Below are 15,363 nucleotides of genomic sequence, written 5' to 3' on the forward strand. Positions count from 1 at the left end.
TTGCCACATTATCAATGAGCGGTAAGTAAATATAATGGGGCTAACGTATCTGTTTCATGAACTCACACGGGGGAATCGACATGTCAGAGCAATTTATTAAATCCAGGGCCGCCGTTGCCTGGGGACCCAACCAGCCACTGACCATTGAAGAAGTGGATGTCATGCTGCCCAAAGCCGGTGAAGTACTGGTGCGGATCATTGCCACCGGCGTTTGCCATACCGATGCTTTTACCCTGTCGGGTGAAGATCCTGAAGGGATTTTCCCAACCATTCTCGGCCATGAAGGTGGTGGCATTGTCGAGCAGGTAGGTGAAGGCGTGACCAGCGTAAAGCCTGGCGACCATGTGATTCCCCTCTACACCCCGGAATGCGGTGAGTGCAAATTCTGTACGTCGGGCAAGACCAACCTGTGCCAGAAGATCCGTGCCACCCAGGGCCAGGGGCTGATGCCGGACGGAACCACTCGGTTCTACAAGGACGGGCAGCCTATCTATCACTACATGGGATGCTCCACCTTCTCCGAGTACACCGTGCTGCCGGAAATTTCCCTGGCCAAGGTCAACCCGGAGGCGCCGCTTGAAGAGGTCTGCCTGCTGGGGTGCGGTGTTACCACCGGTATGGGCGCGGTCATGAACACTGCCAAGGTGGAAGAGGGCGCCACAGTGGCGATCTTCGGACTCGGCGGTATCGGTCTGTCCGCGGTGATTGGTGCGGTTATGGCCAAGGCCGGTCGCATCATTGGTATTGATGTCAATGAAAGCAAGTTTGATCTGGCCCGCAAGCTGGGCGCGACCGACTGCATCAACCCCAAGGATTATGACAAGCCTATCCAGGACGTGATTGTTGAACTGACGGACGGTGGTGTCGACTATTCCTTCGAGTGCATTGGTAATGTCAACGTCATGCGTTCAGCGCTTGAGTGCTGCCACAAAGGCTGGGGGGAGTCGGTGATTATTGGTGTGGCCGGAGCGGGTCAGGAAATCAGCACTCGTCCATTCCAGTTGGTAACCGGGCGTGTCTGGCGTGGAACGGCTTTTGGTGGCGTAAAAGGCCGTTCGGAGCTGCCGGATTACGTCGAGCGTTACCTGGCTGGTGAGTTCCGCCTGGACGACTTCATCACCCATACCATGGGGTTGGACGAAATCAACGAAGCGTTTGACCTGATGCATGAAGGCAAGAGTATCCGCAGCGTCATCCACTTTGACCGATAAACCGGCCCAGACGGACGAGAGACCATGAGCGAACTGGCAAACGAGCTGGAAAACGTCAGTGCCAACAAAAGCTTCGGTGGCTGGCACAAACAGTACCGGCACTATTCACGGACGTTGGGGTGCACCATGCGTTTTGCCGTGTACCTCCCGCCCCAGGCAATGGTGGGGGAAAACGTACCGGTACTGTATTGGTTGTCGGGGCTGACTTGCACCGATGAAAACTTCATGCAGAAAGCGGGTGCCCAGCTGGCAGCGGCGGAACTCGGGGTGGCGATTGTCGCCCCGGACACCAGCCCCCGGGGCGAGGGTGTGCCTGATGATCCCGAAGCGGCTTACGACCTGGGTCTGGGCGCTGGTTTCTACGTCAATGCTACCGAAGCGCCCTGGTCCCGCCACTACCGGATGTACGATTACGTGGTGAATGAGTTGCCGGAGCTGATCGAGGCCCACTTCCCGGTCAATGATCGCCGGGCCATTAGCGGGCATTCGATGGGCGGGCATGGTGCCTTGACCATCGCCTTGCGCAACCCGGGCCGCTATTGCTCGGTGTCGGCGTTCAGCCCAATCAGTAACCCGGTGAACTGCCCGTGGGGTCAAAAGGCGTTTCGGGCATACCTGGGGGACGATCAGGCGCTGTGGCAAGGCCACGATGCATCCGTCTTGATGAGTGAGGCCAGCCAGTCGTTACCGACCCTGGTGGATCAGGGGATGGATGATGACTTCCTTGAACGGGAGCTCAAGCCAGAGGCTCTGGAAGAGGCTGCCAGGGTCAGTGGCTTTCCCTTGACCCTGCGTCGCCATGAAGGTTACGACCACAGCTACTACTTCATTGCGAGCTTTATTGCAGAGCACCTGCAATTCCACCACCGCCATCTCATTTCATGATGAGTGCGGGCCGGTCTGCCAGAGCGTTGGGCAGGTCGGCCCCGCGTCTCTGGTCAGGTAAACAGGAGCAGCCGTGTGCATGCCAGGCCTTTGTCTCGGCAGCCTGCGTGTGCGGTTAGCTGCCCTCATCGAACAGATGGTGCATCTGCTCCCTGGCTTTTGAGAAGTAGGTTTGCCATTCCTCCCAGTCTTCACAGAACTGGTCACTCATGGTCTTGAAGTCCCGGGCCTGTTCCTCTGACAGTTCTTTCAGACCCTCCAGGTCTTTTACTTCACCCACTTTGCGAGCTTGTTCGACTGCGGCATCGGCGTAACGGCGAAACGTCAGCACCTGAAGCTCGGTCGCTTTGGTAAATTGTTCAAACAGGGTTTCGTTGAAACGGGTCGCCCGTTCCACCAGCTCCCGCGATTTCTCGTGGACACTGTCGATCAAATCATTTTCCATGGTCGCTGCTCCGTAGTCCCGTTGTCGGTGAGACGTTGTGTAGCATCATTCTTACCCAGATGGAGACGTGTCGTTTTGACAAGCATCAATCCCGGATCAGGCTTATGCTTGTTAGAAAGGGAAGAACATCGAGGAGAGCACCATGACTGACCGTAAAACTGAACTCCAGACTCTGCGTGCAGACCTGCAGGCCCGGCTGAAGCGGCTCCATGCCCACCAGCGCAGGGAAGACGGTGCGATTGCCCGGGATTTTGAAGAGCAGGCCATTGATACCCAAAACGACGAAGTGGTTGACGGTCTGGAGGTAGAGTCCCGAGCAGAACTGATCCAGGTCGAACGGGCGCTGAACCGTATCGAGGCTGGTGAAGGTGATGACTGTGAGCGTTGTGGTGAACCCATTGATCCCCGTCGGTTGCAGGTTTTGCCCTATACAACCCTGTGCGTGAAATGCGCAGATTCCGCCTGATCCCAAGTAATACCCCCTGAAACCACGACCGGGCCAGGAAGGCATGCCTGATAATACTGTTGTATTCCGTACCCGCGGACTCACCAAGACTTACCGGCAGGGCGATGTCGAGGTCCATGCACTGAGGGGTGTGGACCTGGAGCTCTACGACGAAGAAATGGTGGTGCTGCTTGGGGCCTCCGGTTCGGGTAAGTCCACCTTGCTGAATATCCTGGGCGGACTGGATGTGGCCAGTTCAGGGGAAGTCGAGTACCGGGGGCTGACCTTGAGCCGGGCCAGTGACCGTGAACTGACTCGATACCGGCGTGATTTCGTTGGCTTTGTCTTCCAGTTCTATAACCTGATTCCCAGTCTGACGGCACGAGAAAACGTCGCGGCGGTGACCGAAATCGCCCAGGCTCCGATGGCACCTGAGGAGGCCCTGGCGCTGGTGGGGTTGTCTGAACGCATGGATCATTTTCCGGCGCAGTTGTCTGGTGGCGAGCAGCAGCGGGTGGCCATTGCCCGAGCCATTGCCAAGCGCCCCCAGGTCCTGCTGTGCGACGAGCCGACGGGTGCGCTCGATTCTGCGACCGGGATTCTGGTGTTGGAAGCGCTGGAAAAAGCCAACCGGGAAACCGGGACAACCACAGTCATCATCACGCACAACGCTGCCATTGCTGCCATGGCCGATCGGGTAATCACCCTTTCCGATGGCATGATCAGTGGCGAATACCGTAATCCTGAGCGTCAGGATCCGGCGTCGCTGAGCTGGTAGCCGGAGAGACGATGATGACCGCCCTGCATACCAAGCTCTATCGCGAACTGTGGCAGTTACGGGGGCAGGTGCTGGCTATTGCCCTGGTGATTGCGGGCGGTGTTGCCGTGTGCCTGATGTCGGTTGTCAATTATTCATCACTCACGCTGACCCGGGCCCAGTACTACGCCGAGAACCAGTTTGCCGATGTTTTTGCCACCCTGAAACGGGCCCCCCGCCACGTCGCCCAACGCATTGCAGAAATTCCCGGTGTCCTGCGTGTCAGCGATCGGGTGGTGGGGGCGGCAAAGTTGCAGGTTGAAGGGTTCAGTGACCCCATATCGGCGCAGCTGGTGTCTATCCCCCAGGGGCGGCAGCCACTGCTCAATCAGCTTTACCTGCGCCAGGGACGACTGCCGGATGCCCGTCACTCCAGTGAGGTGGCCGTTGTCGGCAGTTTTGCGGAAGCTCATGATCTGCAGCCGGGCGATACCATCCGGGCCATCATCAATGGTCGCTGGCAGGCTCTGCGTGTGGTTGGCATTGTTGAGTCGCCGGAGTTCATTTTCGTTATGCCCCCAGGCAGCCTGCTGCCGGACTACCAGCGTTATGGTGTGTTGTGGATGGACCGGGACGCGCTGGCTGCCGCCATGGACATGGAGGGCGCTTTCAACAGCGTGCTCGTACAGGTCGACCGGGAGCATACGGTGGCTGATGTGATCGATCACCTTGATCGCGTGCTGGCACGCTATGGAGGGACTGGCGGCCTGGCGCGCGAAGATCAGGTCTCCCACCGCTACCTGAGCGATGACCTGGAGCAGTTGCGTACCATGGCAACGGTGTTTCCGCTCATATTCATGTCGGTTGCGATGTTCCTGCTGAATGTTGTCATAGGCCGTCTGATCGCCACCCAGCGGGATGTCATTGCGGTGCTCAAGGCCTATGGGTATGGCAACTGGGCCATCGCCAGACACTACCTGCAACTGGCCATGGTCATTGCAGTGCTCGGCCTGGTGCTCGGCAGTATGGGAGGCTTGTGGCTGGGCCGGGGGCTTGGGGAAATGTATATGGAGTATTACCGTTTCCCACGGTTGTTGTTTCAGGTTCACCCTGGCTGGTTCATTCTGCTGACGTTGATCACCCTGTCGTTTGCGTTTCTTGGTAGCTGGCGGGCTATCCACCAGGCCGCTTCTTTGCCGCCGGCTGAAGCCATGCGCCCGGAGGGGCCGGCGCGTTTTCGTATCACCCTGATTGAACGTCTGTTATCCGGCCTTCGCCTTAGCCAGCCCTCACGAATGATTGTGCGCCAACTGTCGCGACGTCCCGGCCGAACGGGATTGTCGGTTGTTGGTGTAGCCCTTGCGACCGCCATTATTTTGGTGGGTAACTTCCAGTTCGATTCGGTTTCCCTGATGGTGCATGCGCAGTTTGCCAGGGTGCAGCAGCAAGATGTGGCCGTTACCCTGACCGATCCGGTCAACTCGGCTGCCATGTTTGGGCTGGTCAGGGATCCGGGCATTCGCTATGCCGAAGGGCGGCGGAGCGTTCCGGTCGAGCTGATTCATGGCCACCGGCGCTGGCGGACCGTATTGTCCGGCATGCCGGAGCCTGCCCACCTTCAATTTGTGATTGACGAAAACCTGGAGCCGGTCTCGATACCGGAAGCAGGGGTGCTGCTCACGGATTATTTGGCTGAGGGACTGGATATCCGGGCCGGGGATACCTTGACCGTGCAGGTACTGGAAGGCGAGCGCCGGCGGGTAGAGGTGCCGGTGGCTGGCACCACCAGCGAGCTTTTGGGCGTGGGCGCCTATATGAGACTGGAGGCTTTGAACCGCGTATTGGGGGAGGGGCCACTGGTCAACCAGATCCTGCTCAATATCGACCCGGCAGAGCAAGATCCTGTCTACGAGCGGTTGCGGCTAATGCCGGGGGTTCTTGCGGTGAATATCCGGGAGACCATGTTGGATAGTTTCTATGACACGCTTGCCAAGACCTTTCTGACCTTTACGTTCTTCAACAGCCTCCTGGGCGCTGTTATCGCCTTTGGTGTTATCTACAACACGGTAAGGATCTCGCTGGCTGAGAAAGGGCGTGAGTTGGCCAGCATGAGAGTGCTGGGTTACACCTCCAGGGAAGTCGGCCATATCCTTCTCGGTGAGCTTGTGGTTATCCTGATGCTGGGTATACCCGTCGGGTGGTTACTGGGGCAGGGCATGGCGGCAGCCCTAGTGTTGTCCCTGCAAACTGAGTTGTATCGTGTGCCGTTGACCATGACCACCCAGACACTGGCGTTGTCTGCTGCTGTGGTGCTGGTATCTGCCATTGCCTCTGGAGCGATAGCCTGGCGGAGGCTGGTGCGGTTGGATCTGGTGGCCGTGCTCAAGACCAGGGAATGAGGAGTTGCTGATGAAGTCCATGGGGCGTTGGGTTTTCTGGGGAATCTTTGGCCTGTTCGTCGTGGTGGCGATCATCTTTGCCTTCCGGCCAGAGCCGGTCTGGGTGGATTTGACCGAGGCCCGCCGGGCGGGGCTCAGTGTCACGATCGTCGAAGAGGGCAAAACCCGGGTTAAGGACCGGTACGTGGTGTCGTCGCCAGTGGCCGGGTATCTGCACCGGGTCGAACTGGAGGTCGGCGATGAGCTGGCGCCCAACCAATTGGTGACGGAACTCGACCCTATGCCGGTTGCTGTTCTCGATGCCCGTAGCCGTGCTGAGGCCGAGGCTCGGGTAGAAGCCGCAAGAGCGTCACTGGACTCCGCCCGCCAGAACGTCAGCGCCGCTCGTGCCGATGCGGAGCTTGCCCACAATGAATATCAGCGGCTGCTGCGCTTGGGGGAATCCAATTTTGTGTCGGGAGAACGCCTGCAACAGGCTCAGGCAGCGGCGTCCCGGGCTGCTGCAATCCTGCGCTCTGCCAGTTTTACCGAGGAAGTTGCCGCCCATGAGCTGGCGGCCGCCCGAACCCGCCTTGAGATATCGGCCGGGAACACGGGTCAGCAAACACCATTGGAACAGGTGCCCATACGCTCTCCGGTGCGAGGCCGGGTGCTGGGACTTCTGCGTGAAAATGAAGGGGTTGTACAGGCCGGCACTCCCATTCTGGAGGTGGGTGACCCTGAAGCCCTGGAAGTGGTGGTGGATGTTCTCAGCTTTGATGCGGTGAAGCTGAGGCAGGACATGCCGGTCATTCTGACCGGATGGGGTGGGCCAGAGCTGGCGGCGCGGGTTCGGCGGGTAGAACCGGTGGGTTTTGAGGATGTCTCGGCCTTGGGGGTTGAGGAGCAGCGGGTTCAGGTCGTGGTGGATCTTATGGCGCCTCGGGAGGTTTGGGAGAACCTGGGGGATGGCTATCGGGTCGACGCGGCATTTGTACTCTGGCAGGGGGATGACGAGCTTCAGGTGCCAGCCTCTGCGGTGTTCAATCGCGATGGTCAGAGTTGGTTGTTCGTTGTCATTGATGAGGTGGCGCATTTGCGGGACGTCGTGACGGGGCATGGCAATGGGCTGATGATCGTGGTTGAATCCGGACTGGAGGCTGGCGAGTGGGTAGTTCGCCATCCGGATCGAGAGCTTGCCGATGGACAGTCAGTGAAAGTCCGCTAGCCAAGCCGGTGCGTAAGGAGAGAGTGGTATCAAAACGCTGTGGGTGGTGATCTTCGTTGCTGTTCTGGTGTGGTCCGGCATCAATCCGAAGGACCAGGTGACCTGGTTCCTGGAGGTGTTGCCCGCCATCATTGGTGGTTTGATTCTGGCACTGACCCTGCGGCGTTTCCCCCTGACCCTGCTGGTCTATCTGCTGATCCTTGCCCATGCGGTCATCCTGATGGTGGGTGGCCACTACACCTACGCCGAAGTGCCCCTGTTCGACTGGTTTGCGGAGTGGTTTGGCTGGGGCCGGAACAATTACGACAAGCTGGGGCATTTCGCCCAGGGGTTTGTTCCGGTGATGGTCGCCCGTGAAGTTGTCACCCGATTCGGGGTTTTTCAAAGCCCGGCGTGGAGAAGCTTTTTCCTGGTGTGTTTCTGCCTTGCACTGAGTGCCTTCTATGAGCTGATCGAATGGTGGGTGGCCCTTGCCAGCGATGAAGCGGCGGATGCGTTTCTTGGTACCCAGGGGTACGTCTGGGACACTCAGTCGGATATGGCGTATGCCCTGGTTGGGGCAATCTCAGGGCTGCTGCTTTTGTCCCGGCTTCATGACCGCCAACTGCGACAGCTGGCGGCGATCGACCGCTGATTTTCAGTCCTTTACTTGTCTTGAACCAGTTCTCATAATCCGCCGCCACGGCCCCTTCTGCACGGGTAGATTTGAGGCACAGTTATCTTTCGATCCTGTGTTATTCAGGTATCGTAGCGTAACAAGATGTAACGGCGTCTGTGCCTGACAACCCAATACAAACAATAACACCTGGTCGATCAACGGATCCGATCTGACCATAGCGGCTGCGGAGTTCTCCTTTAGACATGTTTCTGGTGCTGGCAGGTTCCCTGATGACACTGGCGATAGTGGACGAAATCACTGTCGTTGAGCCCATTGAGCAGGGAGTTGTGGTGATTGATCAGGCGATTGCTCCGGATATTGAGGTGCGTACCGATGTCCGGGTCGAGCCCTTGGTGGAACAGCGTTACCGCAACATCGTCCGGCAGGCATACGACTACAGCTGTGGCAGCGCTGCACTGACGACCGTTCTGGCCTATTACCTCGGGCGAAACCTGGGGGAGCGGCAGGTTATGGAAGGGCTGCTTCACTACGGAGAAAGTGAGCGGATTGTCGAACGTCGGGCCTTCTCAATGCTGGACATGAAACGCTTGGTCACCGCATTGGGTTATCCCTCCGGAGGGTTCCGGGCAACCATCGACGATTTGCTGGACCTGGATCACCCTGCCATCGTTCCGATTCACCACGCCGGGTTTAAACACTTTGTTGTATTGCGGGCCATCAGGGATGGTCGGGTTTACCTGGCAGACCCTTCGGTTGGCAATATCTCCTTCACGCTGAGCCAGTTCGAGGAAAAGTGGGATGACAATGTGTTGTTCATCGTTTTTCCCGGTAGTGAAAAGCCCGTTGATGCGCTGGAACTGAAGGAAGAAGACCTCCGTTTTATTGATGATCAGACCATCACGGAACTGGCGTTTCAGCAGATGCCCGAGTTCTACGAAGCGACCGAGCGTCGAATACAGAACTTGCTTGAATTGCAGAAGAACAACCCCGACGGCAGTGTGGAAAATACCCGCAAACAACTTCACTACCGTCGTAACTAATAACCGGGAATCCAGACCCGGATCAGGACAAAATATAATTAAGAATAGGGAGCTGGGATGAATCGTTGGTTCGTGCGAGGGTGTGTCCTATGGTCCGTGACCGGTCTTTTTCCGGTGATGGCTATGGCCCAGGAGAACAGTGTTGACAGGGCTCGGGAAGCACTGGCTCAACAGGAAGGTGATGAAGATTCATCCCAACAACTGGAAGAGGTCTTCCAAGCCGCGGAAAAAAACTATTCGCTGCAGAAAAAAGGCACGCATTCTCTGAACTATTCGCTGGATTACTCGTACACCGGTGACCAGCGGCTGGACATTCAAATCAGCGATGGTTCAGTGCGAAATCTTGATATCGTGCCATCGGCAACTCACAGCTTCACCAATGCGTTTTCCTACGACTACGGTTTGTTTGACAACCTGACGGTGGGAACCCGGGTTCCACTGGTGGTGAAGTACGATACCCAGGACGAACTCAACGTCTACGATTTTGGCGATATTTCCTTCACCGCCCGCTGGCAGCCGTTGGCCTATGTTCCCGGGAAGATGTCGACCACCCTGTTTACCAGTCTGTCGACCAAAACCGGCGTCAGCCCCTATGAAATCGATATCAAACGCCAGTTGTCCACGGGTAGTGGTTACTACTCGATTTCCGGTGGTGCCAGCTTGTCCAAGGTACTTGATCCGGTTGTGATCTTTGGCTCCACCAGTCTCACTTACAACTTCCAGGTACAGGATCTTGATCAGGTGCGTGGCGCCCGCGTACTGGAGGAAGTTGACCCCGGGTTCAGTCTGTCGGGCTCAGCGGGTTTTGCCTACTCCCTGTCCTATGACATTTCGCTCAGTGTGTCCACGCAGATCAGTTATAGCGATGAGACAGTATTGTCATTCAGTGATGGCACCGAAGCTGTGGCCCAGGACCAGGTAACCGGCTTCCTCAGCATGTCCCTGGGTACCCGGGTGAGTGATACCACCATCATCAACACCAGTCTGGGCATTGGTCTGACCGAAGATGCACCGGACTTCTCTCTAGGGTTGTCCCTGCCCATTAACATCTCTGGCCTGCGCGACTGATCGCAGCCAATGGCGCTACTCGGGAAGGGAAGGACTTCATGGGAATTGTGAGCCACAAGAAACGGATTCTCGGGGCGATGATCGCATCGGTGCTGTCCTGTACTGCCCATGGGCAGCTGGCACAGAACCTGACGATCCACCCAAAGGCCCTGGCTCTGGGGAACGCAGTAACCGCGGATCCTCCTGGGATCATGGCGATTCACTACAACCCGGCGGGCCTGACCAAGCTGGAAGATCGCCAGCTGGAGGTCAACCTGATGGGGGTTTACCTGGACGTCGATGCTGACTTCACCGCCCCTGACGGCTACGAAATCTTTGGTATTGATGGCCTGGAAACGGACCCACTGACGGGCCGACAGCGGGACCCGGTGGCCAACTCCAGCAGTCACACCAACAACGTCGCATTGTATGTGCCCGGTTACGGGATTCTGCGGACCCCGCCTGGACCGGCGGTGGCGCCATCGGCAGGCTTCACCATCAACCCACCGGGATCCAAACTGACCTGGGGTACGGCGTTTTACCTGCCAATGGCGGCGGGGTTCTATCGAGACAAAGACGACCCCGGTCGCTACCAGCCCCAGGCGACGGCATTGCAAAGAACCACCTACCTGTCCCCGACGGTCGCCTATGAGATCAATGACGACTGGTCCGTGGGTATGGGTATTCACCTGTCACATATGGGCATTGCCGCCGACCAGTACATGCGGGCGCCCAACATGCTGCTCGGGGTTGCGGAAATCCTGCAGGATGCCTTCAACTGTGAGTCGGGTGACGAACCTCTGCAACCGTGGATTGCGCTGTGTGGTGGTAATGTTGGCCCGTGGGATGATATTGGTGCGTTGAGCATCAACCTGCAGGAAACCATTTCTCCCACCTATGCGCTGGGGGTTATGTGGGAACCCACCGAATGGTTCAGTTGGGGCGCGAGCTATACCTCAGAAGCGGAAATGAACCTTAAGGGTTCCTTTGAAATTCAGTACACCGAAGACTGGTCGGGCTTCTGGCAGCGGTTGAACGGGTCGGTGCTTGGGGCGATTACCTCCGCCATTCTCAGTCTGCCGTCCGGTGCCCCGCGGGAAGCGGGTAACGTCAGCATGGACCTGGTGTACCCGCAACACTTCCAGACCGGGATCAGTGTGGATGTACACCCAAAGCTGACCCTGAATGCCGATATTGGGTGGACGGATTACAAGCAGTGGGACGCCTTTGTCTTCCAGTTTGACCGCAACCTGGAATTCCTCAACGCGGCGAAGATTCTGTCGCCTGAAAATGCCACGTCAAACAGCCTTCGCCTGCCCCTGGGTTTCAAAGACCAGTGGAACTGGGCCTTTGGAATGGAGTTTCACGCCTCGTCACGACTGGATCTGCGGGCCGGGGTAGAAATTCGGGACTCTGTTATTCCCGATGATCAGCGTTCGATCATGGCGCCTTTTGGCGGTGCAAACCTGTACAGTGTGGGCATGGGATACCGTTGGGATAAAGACACGGAAATCGATATGAACCTGAGTTACCTTCAGTCGATAGAGACCATTCCTGCAGACACCAGCTGTAACGTAAACTGTGACAACATCACCAACATCATTTATAACCCCTATGCCGGTCTTGATATCAAAACGTCATTGCGGGTGGTGATGGCGGGTTTGAGTTTCCGGACCAAGTTCTAACGAGCGCCTGCCCGGGAACGCCGACGTTTTCTGCTTTACACTGCGGTGGCCTATGACCTTTCGATTCAACTCCCGGTGGCTTATTGCTGTCTCTCTGGCAACCTTGGTTGCAGGTTGCCAGAGCCATCGGGGCGCTCCTGCGCCAGGCGACTCTGGAGAGCGTTACTTTACCTGGGTGGATGAGCAGGGCCGGGTTCGGCAAAGTCCGATCAGCAACGAAACGGGTGCTTCCGAGCCGGCGGACAGCATTGAAGAGGTGGTCGGCCAGGTTCGACGCGAACAGCAAGGCACCGCGCTAGCGGCAGAGGCCGACAAGGCAGCAGGCCCCACTTCAGTCTCTCCCAGCCCCCCCGAACGGCCTGCCGAAAGTGCTTCCGCCCCGAACGTTGCAGCACCCGAATACAATCTCAGTAACTACCCTGATGGCGATGAGCTGGCAGAGGCGGGCTTTATAAGGGAAGGGGATCGCTTACCGTACTTCACCTGGCGGGATGCCGAAGGCAATATCCGGGTCAGCTATTTTCGCCCGGAAGCCAGGGACTTTGGTGGGGGCAGCCCGATTGAGGTAGCCCTGAAGTTGACCCCCGCAAGTGTTTACCTGGCGTCGGACCGGGCCCCGGAGTTGCCGGTGACCACTGACGGCCAGTTACCGGAGGCGTTCGCTGTGTTGGGTATCGATGCCCCGGAGCAGAGCTATTACGAGCGCTGGCGATCCTGGTGCTGCGATTCGCTTGCCCTGCAGCAGATTGAGCCGTGGCAGCTGGGGCGGGAGTTCCGGGTGTTGGTCGAGGAGTCGTCGCCCAGCTGGTCCCTGATGGAAGGGCGCAGTCACTACCGCCTTGTTCGGCTTCCCAGTCAGGAGGACCTACCGAGCTTTGTGCTTCGCCTGAAATCTTTTAACCGGGATGGCCTGTTTGTTCCATCCCTGGCTTTTCTGGATGACAGCTTGCAGCCACTAAGGATTGTGACGGACCTGGTGCCAGAATATCTGCCTGAAAACTGGCACCGCCTTGGCTTCCTCGATATTCGCGTGCCGGTGGTTCCCCAGCAGGGGGAGCGCTGGTTGTTGATCTACACCCGGGACTCAGACCTTGCTGGGCAAACGGTGATAGAAACCGAGCGCGGACCAAAAGCCATTCCCCATACGCCAACGGGCATGATGAGCCTGTCGGTTTCCCCATCCTGACCCGGTACGCTTAATCCTCCGGCTGGTCACGATCAAGCCACCCCTGGGATAGCCAGAAGTAGCGACCGTCTCCTGCCGGATAGGTACAGTTGTAGCGAAAGCGGCGGCTGGAAAAGGCGCGTGGTGCCTGAGCGGACACCCCGTTTTCGGTGACCGTCACCGGAATGCGGCCCTGCCCGGAGGCGAAGCAGGCCAGCCGTTGTTCATCAAACTCCGTGGGTAATTCCAGCATCAGCGTTGGCGGGTTCGTCGCAATTGGGCTGTCGGGCAAGCTATGTCCATCGATGGGAAACGCCTTGCTGAGAAGCTTGTCTTTCAGGGTGGCCAGCTGACCAAAGCCGGTAGCCATCGGAAAGCGGGGAATGCGCGTGGCGGCGGTGCTGCTGCCGACGGCCCCGGACTGCTGCCCATACCCATACCAGCCGCGACTGGCGACGAGAGCCTCCAGTTCGCTTGAAAACTCACCGTAGGGGTAGGCGAACAGAGGGGTATCCGTGCCCAGGCGTCGTTTGATTGTTGCCTGAGCCCGATCCAGGCTGGTCGTGACTCGTTGCCGCCATTCCGGTTCGGCCTCATCAGACCTGCGAACGAGATGATCGTGATCAGCGCTGTGGTTGGCAAGATGCACCAATGGGTGCCGCTGAAGTTCCTTCAACTGGTCCCAGGTCAGGTAGCCCGTATGACCAACGCTGTCGGTATTGACGAATACGGTAAACGGCAGTTCGCGCTCCAACAGCAGCGGTGCCGCGTTATGCAGGATGGAGTCGTAGGCATCGTCGAAGCTGATGGCGATCTGCTGGGTATCGTGCAGGCTCCCATTCAGCGCGGCTTCGGTTCCCTGGTCCAGGGGCACGACCTCCAGGCTCAGGTCAGAAATCATGTCCAGCTGCGACCTGAACAGCGACTGAGTGGTGCTGGTGGAAGGCGGTGCCTCGTCGCTGATATGGTGGTATTGCAGTATGACCAGGTCAGCATGGCCTGGCATGGTCAGTAAAAGAGACAGGGCGGCAAGGATTGTTTGTCTGATTGGGTACTTCATCATCGTATCCTGGCTAAGACTGGTTAACCTTGCGGAAGTGCGCGCGGAACAGGGCAAAGGCTTCGTTGAGTTCCTGAATCTTTCGGGTATCCCCGCCACGGTCAGGGTGTGCCTGCATGACCGCGCGACGAAACTTCTCCTTAACGGATGAAAACTGTTCAGGGATTGTATCCAGCCCCAGTATTTCCGCTGCCCGGGCAAGGTCCTCGGAGGCATTGGGCTGTCCCCAGCGCCCGGCCCAGAAGTCATCCATCATCTTTTGAATGCTCGCGTCCGACAGCCGGTATTGTTCCAGGTCCAGATAGAACTCTCTCAGGGCGTCGGTGATGTCGGGTACTCCGGCACCAGCCACCACGGTTTGGGGTTCTAGCTGGATTGCCAGAGGCGATATGCACAGCTGTTCTCCCTGTTCGGACAGTTTGTCCCGGAGGCGGTAAAGACTGTGAAACAGCAGGAAGTGCACCGGGAACAGTCGTTGTGGGTCGCCATAGCTGACATCGCCAATCAGCGACCATGGGGGCGCTTGCAGTGATTTGATCAGGGCGAGTTCCGACATGGGGCCGGGGGCGCTGCGCAAGAGATGCTCAACAGCCACTATCAGATGTTGTATCTGATCGGCCAGGGCCTCGGTGCTGGACTCCCTGGCCGGTGTGTTATCGGTCTGGTTGGTCGGTTGGGTTGCGTTCATGCCCATAGGGTAAGGAAGTGGCAGCGATCAGGAAAGCCCTTCCATCCGCTCAAGCCCTCCAAGGAACAGCGCGGCCGCAAACCGTGCGGCCCTTTCGGCTTCTTGATAGGCCCCGTCCGGGTTTCGGTTTGAGCGCATGGCGACCTTCAGGCTCATTTCATAGGCCACACCAAAGAACGATGCGCACAGATACTCCACATCCACGGTGGGTAACAGGCCGCTGTCAATGGCATCCCGGACATCCTCTTCAAGGGAGAGCATGGCCATCCCCATGATTCCTGAACCAAAAAGCTCCTTGATGGTTTGGTCGTTACGGTGAGCCAGTTCATACACCAGCGGGTCCTGGGCGGTCGCATGAAACAGGGCCTGGTAAGTAGAGCACACAAACTGTTCGGCGCTCTCAGCGGTCTGGCGGCGTTCGCTGAGGTTTCGGTTGAGCTGGTCAAGGAAGTCGGTCAGCAGGGCGATGAAAATGTCCTGTTTGCTGGCGAAGTAGTTGTAAAAAGTGCCAGCGGCCAGGCTGGTCTGGCGGACAATGTCGCGAATGGTGGTGTTGTCGTAACCCTTGTCGCGAAAGCAGGTTCGGGCCGCGCCCAGTATCGCATTGCGGTTATTGATTCGGTTGCGCTCCCGTTTGCCCGGAAGCTGGGGGCTGGTCTGTAACATATCCATATGATGGCATCCTGTCCTTGGATTAGTGGCCCGCGTAT

15 protein-coding genes are annotated in these 15,363 nt (G+C 57.9%); 11 read left to right on the top strand and 4 right to left on the bottom strand.

The genetic code is table 11. From position 1 onward, the window contains the following. Positions 1-80: 80 nt before the first annotated feature. Both BMZ67_RS13320 and fghA read left to right on the top strand, forming a co-directional pair. Positions 81-1,211 carry an S-(hydroxymethyl)glutathione dehydrogenase/class III alcohol dehydrogenase gene (locus tag BMZ67_RS13320; RefSeq protein ID WP_092023467.1) on the top strand — a complete coding sequence of 377 codons (1,131 nt, stop codon included), beginning with the start codon at positions 81-83 and terminating at the stop codon, positions 1,209-1,211. Between the two features lie 24 nt (positions 1,212-1,235). Beyond that, positions 1,236-2,096, top strand: coding sequence for an S-formylglutathione hydrolase (gene fghA, locus BMZ67_RS13325; RefSeq protein ID WP_092023469.1), 861 nt, complete (start codon positions 1,236-1,238; stop codon positions 2,094-2,096). 115 nt (positions 2,097-2,211) lie between these two features. Here the strand turns inward: fghA and BMZ67_RS13330 are convergent, their stop codons facing one another. Next, positions 2,212-2,541, bottom strand: coding sequence for a phasin family protein (locus BMZ67_RS13330; RefSeq protein WP_092023471.1), 330 nt, complete (start codon positions 2,539-2,541; stop codon positions 2,212-2,214). Positions 2,542-2,683: 142 nt separating this feature from the next. On the opposite strand from BMZ67_RS13330, the gene BMZ67_RS13335 reads away from it, so the two are divergent. From BMZ67_RS13335 to BMZ67_RS13375, 9 genes are all read left to right on the top strand, one after another. After that, a complete protein-coding gene (locus BMZ67_RS13335) occupies positions 2,684-3,007 on the top strand; it encodes a TraR/DksA family transcriptional regulator (RefSeq protein WP_092023473.1) in 324 nt (107 codons plus the stop codon). A gap of 43 nt (positions 3,008-3,050) precedes the next feature. Next, positions 3,051-3,764: an ABC transporter ATP-binding protein gene (locus tag BMZ67_RS13340; RefSeq protein WP_092023476.1), complete on the top strand. Its 714-nt coding sequence runs from the start codon at positions 3,051-3,053 to the stop codon at positions 3,762-3,764. A gap of 11 nt (positions 3,765-3,775) precedes the next feature. After that, on the top strand, positions 3,776-6,142 hold the full coding sequence (locus tag BMZ67_RS13345) for an ABC transporter permease (RefSeq protein ID WP_092023478.1): 2,367 nt from the start codon (positions 3,776-3,778) through the stop codon (positions 6,140-6,142). Positions 6,143-6,152: 10 nt separating this feature from the next. Beyond that, positions 6,153-7,349, top strand: coding sequence for an efflux RND transporter periplasmic adaptor subunit (locus BMZ67_RS13350; protein ID WP_092023480.1), 1,197 nt, complete (start codon positions 6,153-6,155; stop codon positions 7,347-7,349). 37 nt (positions 7,350-7,386) lie between these two features. Next, on the top strand, positions 7,387-7,983 hold the full coding sequence (locus BMZ67_RS13355) for a DUF2238 domain-containing protein (RefSeq protein WP_425434246.1): 597 nt from the start codon (positions 7,387-7,389) through the stop codon (positions 7,981-7,983). A 227-nt stretch (positions 7,984-8,210) separates the two neighbouring features. Then, a complete protein-coding gene (locus BMZ67_RS13360) occupies positions 8,211-9,008 on the top strand; it encodes a C39 family peptidase (RefSeq protein ID WP_092023484.1) in 798 nt (265 codons plus the stop codon). 57 nt (positions 9,009-9,065) lie between these two features. Beyond that, complete coding sequence (locus tag BMZ67_RS13365) at positions 9,066-10,076, top strand: flagellar protein FilC (protein WP_092023486.1); 1,011 nt, start codon at positions 9,066-9,068, stop codon at positions 10,074-10,076. Between the two features lie 38 nt (positions 10,077-10,114). Next, complete coding sequence (locus BMZ67_RS13370; protein WP_092023488.1) at positions 10,115-11,740, top strand: OmpP1/FadL family transporter; 1,626 nt, start codon at positions 10,115-10,117, stop codon at positions 11,738-11,740. A gap of 52 nt (positions 11,741-11,792) precedes the next feature. Further along, positions 11,793-12,926: a MalM family protein gene (locus BMZ67_RS13375; protein WP_092023490.1), complete on the top strand. Its 1,134-nt coding sequence runs from the start codon at positions 11,793-11,795 to the stop codon at positions 12,924-12,926. 10 nt (positions 12,927-12,936) lie between these two features. On the opposite strand, the gene BMZ67_RS13380 is transcribed toward BMZ67_RS13375, so the two are convergent. The 3 genes from BMZ67_RS13380 to BMZ67_RS13390 are packed head-to-tail and all read right to left on the bottom strand — an operon-like array spanning position 12,937 to position 15,325. Beyond that, the gene (locus tag BMZ67_RS13380) at positions 12,937-13,965 is read right to left on the bottom strand and encodes a polysaccharide deacetylase family protein (RefSeq protein ID WP_342713543.1); all 1,029 of its coding nucleotides are present in this window, start codon (positions 13,963-13,965) and stop codon (positions 12,937-12,939) included. 13 nt (positions 13,966-13,978) lie between these two features. Continuing rightward, a complete protein-coding gene (locus BMZ67_RS13385; protein WP_175481922.1) occupies positions 13,979-14,653 on the bottom strand; it encodes a DNA-J related domain-containing protein in 675 nt (224 codons plus the stop codon). A 27-nt stretch (positions 14,654-14,680) separates the two neighbouring features. Next, the gene (locus BMZ67_RS13390) at positions 14,681-15,325 is read right to left on the bottom strand and encodes a TetR/AcrR family transcriptional regulator (RefSeq protein ID WP_092023496.1); all 645 of its coding nucleotides are present in this window, start codon (positions 15,323-15,325) and stop codon (positions 14,681-14,683) included. Between the last annotated feature and the right edge of the window lie 38 nt (positions 15,326-15,363).

Origin of the sequence: Marinobacter zhejiangensis, from assembly GCF_900114775.1 — a bacterium.
Lineage (GTDB): Bacteria > Pseudomonadota > Gammaproteobacteria > Pseudomonadales > Oleiphilaceae > Marinobacter > Marinobacter zhejiangensis.

What these genes read in the sequence shown, in the direction of transcription:
- BMZ67_RS13350 (WP_092023480.1), top strand. Translation starts at nt 6,153, where the DNA reads ATGAAGTCCATGGGGCGTTGGGTTTTCTGGGGAATCTTTGGCCTGTTC.
- BMZ67_RS13340 (WP_092023476.1), top strand. Translation starts at nt 3,051, where the DNA reads ATGCCTGATAATACTGTTGTATTCCGTACCCGCGGACTCACCAAGACT.
- BMZ67_RS13375 (WP_092023490.1), top strand. Translation starts at nt 11,793, where the DNA reads ATGACCTTTCGATTCAACTCCCGGTGGCTTATTGCTGTCTCTCTGGCA.
- BMZ67_RS13345 (WP_092023478.1), top strand. Translation starts at nt 3,776, where the DNA reads ATGATGACCGCCCTGCATACCAAGCTCTATCGCGAACTGTGGCAGTTA.
- BMZ67_RS13360 (WP_092023484.1), top strand. Translation starts at nt 8,211, where the DNA reads ATGTTTCTGGTGCTGGCAGGTTCCCTGATGACACTGGCGATAGTGGAC.
- BMZ67_RS13330 (WP_092023471.1), bottom strand. Translation starts at nt 2,541, where the DNA reads ATGGAAAATGATTTGATCGACAGTGTCCACGAGAAATCGCGGGAGCTG.
- BMZ67_RS13385 (WP_175481922.1), bottom strand. Translation starts at nt 14,653, where the DNA reads ATGAACGCAACCCAACCGACCAACCAGACCGATAACACACCGGCCAGG.
- BMZ67_RS13365 (WP_092023486.1), top strand. Translation starts at nt 9,066, where the DNA reads ATGAATCGTTGGTTCGTGCGAGGGTGTGTCCTATGGTCCGTGACCGGT.
- BMZ67_RS13320 (WP_092023467.1), top strand. Translation starts at nt 81, where the DNA reads ATGTCAGAGCAATTTATTAAATCCAGGGCCGCCGTTGCCTGGGGACCC.
- fghA (WP_092023469.1), top strand. Translation starts at nt 1,236, where the DNA reads ATGAGCGAACTGGCAAACGAGCTGGAAAACGTCAGTGCCAACAAAAGC.
- BMZ67_RS13370 (WP_092023488.1), top strand. Translation starts at nt 10,115, where the DNA reads ATGGGAATTGTGAGCCACAAGAAACGGATTCTCGGGGCGATGATCGCA.
- BMZ67_RS13335 (WP_092023473.1), top strand. Translation starts at nt 2,684, where the DNA reads ATGACTGACCGTAAAACTGAACTCCAGACTCTGCGTGCAGACCTGCAG.
- BMZ67_RS13380 (WP_342713543.1), bottom strand. Translation starts at nt 13,965, where the DNA reads ATGAAGTACCCAATCAGACAAACAATCCTTGCCGCCCTGTCTCTTTTA.
- BMZ67_RS13390 (WP_092023496.1), bottom strand. Translation starts at nt 15,325, where the DNA reads ATGGATATGTTACAGACCAGCCCCCAGCTTCCGGGCAAACGGGAGCGC.